Here is a 2,785-nt window from a genome sequence, read left to right as displayed (position 1 = left end):
GAGCAAGCACGCGGGCGCCCTCATCGCCGCCGGATACGTCGAGCAGCGCAAGGCCGTACGCGCCACCCGTCAGCGCGTCTGGCTGCGCCTGACCCCGCGCGGGCGCGAGGCGTACCACGGGCACCTCGCCGCGCTGCGGGCGATCATCGGGCAGACACCGCACGACTGATCGCCCCCGCCCGCTCCGAGCGGCGGCGAGGGCGATCGGTTCAGGAGGCGGCCTGCGTGTACCGCGCCCGCAGCTGCCGCAGGTACCCGTCCGGATCGGCGTGGTGCTGGTCCTGGGCGCCGTGCCGGTGGAGCTCGAACCGGCCGTCCGGATGCAGGCGCACGGTCGTCGTGGCGCGCCGCTCCGTGCCGGCCGGCGCCGCGTACGGCTCATCCGGTTCCTGTTCCGGGAGAGCCAGGACGGGAACCGTGTCGGGGAACATCTCCAGCGCGTCCGCCGTGGTGGCGGCCGGAGGCCGGCCCGTACGGTTGGCGCTGCTGACGTACAGCACGGGGTGCTCGTCCAGCAGGGGTCGCAGGGGTTCCCACCGGGCGCCGAACAGCAGCATCCAGCCGTCCTTCACCGCCGGGGCCGCCCAGTGGGGCAGGTCGATGCCGGTGCGCACCGGAACCAGGACGGTGAGACGCTCCTCCAGCAGCAGCCACCGGGCCGTCGCCCGCCGTTCGGGTCCCAGGTCCCAGACGCCGTCGAGGGCGCGCAGCGTGTCGGGGTGGTGGGCGAACAGGGCCACCGGCTGGTCGGCGGGGCGGCCCTTGGCCTCGTTCACGGTCCGGGGCCGGGGGGAGACGACGACGTGCGTCAGCGGCGCCGGGTTGGGCATCACCACGGCCGCCCCGTCACGCAGGACCTGCGCGGCCCGCGCCAGCGATACCGGTACGTGATCCGCACGCCCTTCCAGCGGTCCGGTCATGCGCTGATCCGGGAGGTGTGGGTAAGGCCCTCGAGATAGTCGGCGAAGGCGGCGTCGTCCACGACGGCCGTGCCGGTGCGGAAGGCACGTGCCTTGACCCAGGCCATCGCCGCGCGGGTCTGGTCCCGGTCCAGGTCGTGACCGAGGCGGGTGGCGGCGGCGGTGATGACGCGGGCGCTGGCCAGCTGCGTCAGCAGGACCTTCGGCTGGACGCCCAGCACCTCGGCCGGGTCGTAGGGCTGGAAGAGCTGCGGGTGGACGAACGGCGTACCGGTGGAGATCGTGCCCACCCCTGTGCCGACGATCGGAGTGGTCACGCTCAGCGGAATCCCGGTCTCCTCGGCCACCATCCGTGCGATCGCAGGCAGCCGCCTCAGGTCGGGGGCGGTCCACCAGGGCGTCGCGCCGGCGCCCAGGAACTCCTCGGCGTGGCGGGCGAGCAGGAACAGCAACTGCTCGGTGGCGACCAGGCCGGCCCGCTCGGCGATGCCCAGCCACGAACCGGACACCATGCGCACCCCGGTGCCCAGCGCCTGCAGCGTGTTGGCCAGCCCGAGCCCGAGATCGTTGTGCAGGTGGGTGCCGAGCACCACGTCCTCGCCGGTCCCGGCCCGCACCGCGGCGAACATGTCACGGCACGCGTCGGGCAGTTGGGCGCCGACCGTGTCGGCGAGTATCACCAGGCCCGCACCGGCGTCCGTCATGGCCTGCGCGTAATCGCTCATGAGGGAGGCGTCGGCGCGGGAGGCGTCGGCGAAGCAGATGTCCACCGCGACCGTGTCGTCCAGGCCACGTGCCAGCTCGACCAGCTCGACCCCTCCCCGGAGGGCTTCTTCGGCCGTCTTGTGGACCATCACCTGCGCCATCGCCTCGGAGGCCGGGACGACCACCATCACCCGCGCGTTGGGGGTGCCCCGCACCGAGGCGACGGCCTGCTCGACGTCCCGGGCCGCGCCCCGGCACACCGCGGCCACGCTGACCGCTTCCCCGGCCTCGGCCGCGACCCGGCGTACGGCCTCGAACTCCTCGTCGCACACCGCGGGGAAGCCCGCGGCGAACACCACGTGCCGCGGCCCGTCCGCACCGAAGACGCGGCCCGTCTCGTGGGCCAGCCGCACCCGGAACTCCGGAGTCATGAGCGTCTTGGCCTGGGCGCCGTCGCGGGCGGACTCCTCCCAGACGACCACCCGGCCGGCCTGCGCCGACTGCCGCACTACATCCATTTCCAGCCTCCTGGGCCGATTCAGGTCTGTCGCCAGAAGTCGATCATGTCGGCGGATGCGCTGAGTGATTGTGTGGTTACCATCGTGTGAAATGTTCGCGTGGCGATGCGACTGTGAACCTGTCGACGCGGCAGTGAATCGTGAGGAGTACGTGGATGACCAGTGGGGATGTCATCGCGAACGCGGTCGCCGTCTTGGTTGAACCTTTACTCGTGAAGGCTGCGAACAACCAGCCGACTGCGAAATGGCTACCGGTCGCCTCCCTCCGCCACCGCCACCCACTGCCGCCGACCAGTGGGCGAGGGGCATCGGATGTGACCGACCGGTCCGTTCCGGCCGCGGAGCGGGCCGGGGAAGGGCGGATCCGGCCACTGCGACGGAGAGAACGGGTGCTGACGCGAAAAGCCCCCGGCGTCGGCCGGGGGCTCTCGGTTCGTCCGGTCGCCGGATCAGCCGAGGCCGGGCCCCCGGACGGGGATCGACGTGAACGTCGGAGCCGGAGCCGGGTCCTTGAAGAAGTCGTGGCCCTTGTCGTCCACGACGATGAACGCCGGGAAGTCCTCCACCTCGATCTTCCAGACGGCCTCCATGCCGAGCTCCTCGTACTCGACGACCTCGACCTTCTTGATGCAGTCCTGGGCG

General features: G+C 72.0%; 4 protein-coding genes. 1 reads left to right on the top strand and 3 read right to left on the bottom strand.

Annotated elements, in window-relative coordinates:
• On the top strand, positions 1-169 hold a 169-nt coding region (locus tag UW392_RS45310), incomplete at its 5' end, for a transcriptional regulator (protein WP_320781176.1).
• Positions 170-209: 40 nt separating this feature from the next.
• Here the strand turns inward: UW392_RS45310 and UW392_RS45305 are convergent.
• The 3 genes from UW392_RS45305 to UW392_RS45295 form a co-directional block, all read right to left on the bottom strand.
• Positions 210-920 carry a hypothetical protein gene (locus tag UW392_RS45305; RefSeq protein ID WP_320781175.1) on the bottom strand — a complete coding sequence of 237 codons (711 nt, stop codon included), beginning with the start codon at positions 918-920 and terminating at the stop codon, positions 210-212.
• Entirely contained in the window at positions 917-2,143 is a 1,227-nt protein-coding gene (locus tag UW392_RS45300) for a 2-isopropylmalate synthase (RefSeq protein WP_320781174.1), read from the bottom strand. The genes UW392_RS45305 and UW392_RS45300 overlap by 4 nt, the downstream gene beginning before the upstream one ends.
• A gap of 449 nt (positions 2,144-2,592) precedes the next feature.
• The coding region (locus UW392_RS45295) for a fumarate hydratase C-terminal domain-containing protein (protein WP_320781173.1) at positions 2,593-2,785 on the bottom strand (193 nt) is incomplete at its 5' end.

Source organism: Streptomyces sp. CRN 30 (genome assembly GCF_034105845.1).
This window is presented reverse-complemented; position numbering and strand designations above follow the sequence as displayed.

Coding starts and splice junctions, on each gene's coding strand:
- UW392_RS45300 (WP_320781174.1), bottom strand. CDS start 2,143: ATGGATGTAGTGCGGCAGTCGGCGCAGGCCGGCCGGGTGGTCGTCTGG.
- UW392_RS45305 (WP_320781175.1), bottom strand. CDS start 920: ATGACCGGACCGCTGGAAGGGCGTGCGGATCACGTACCGGTATCGCTG.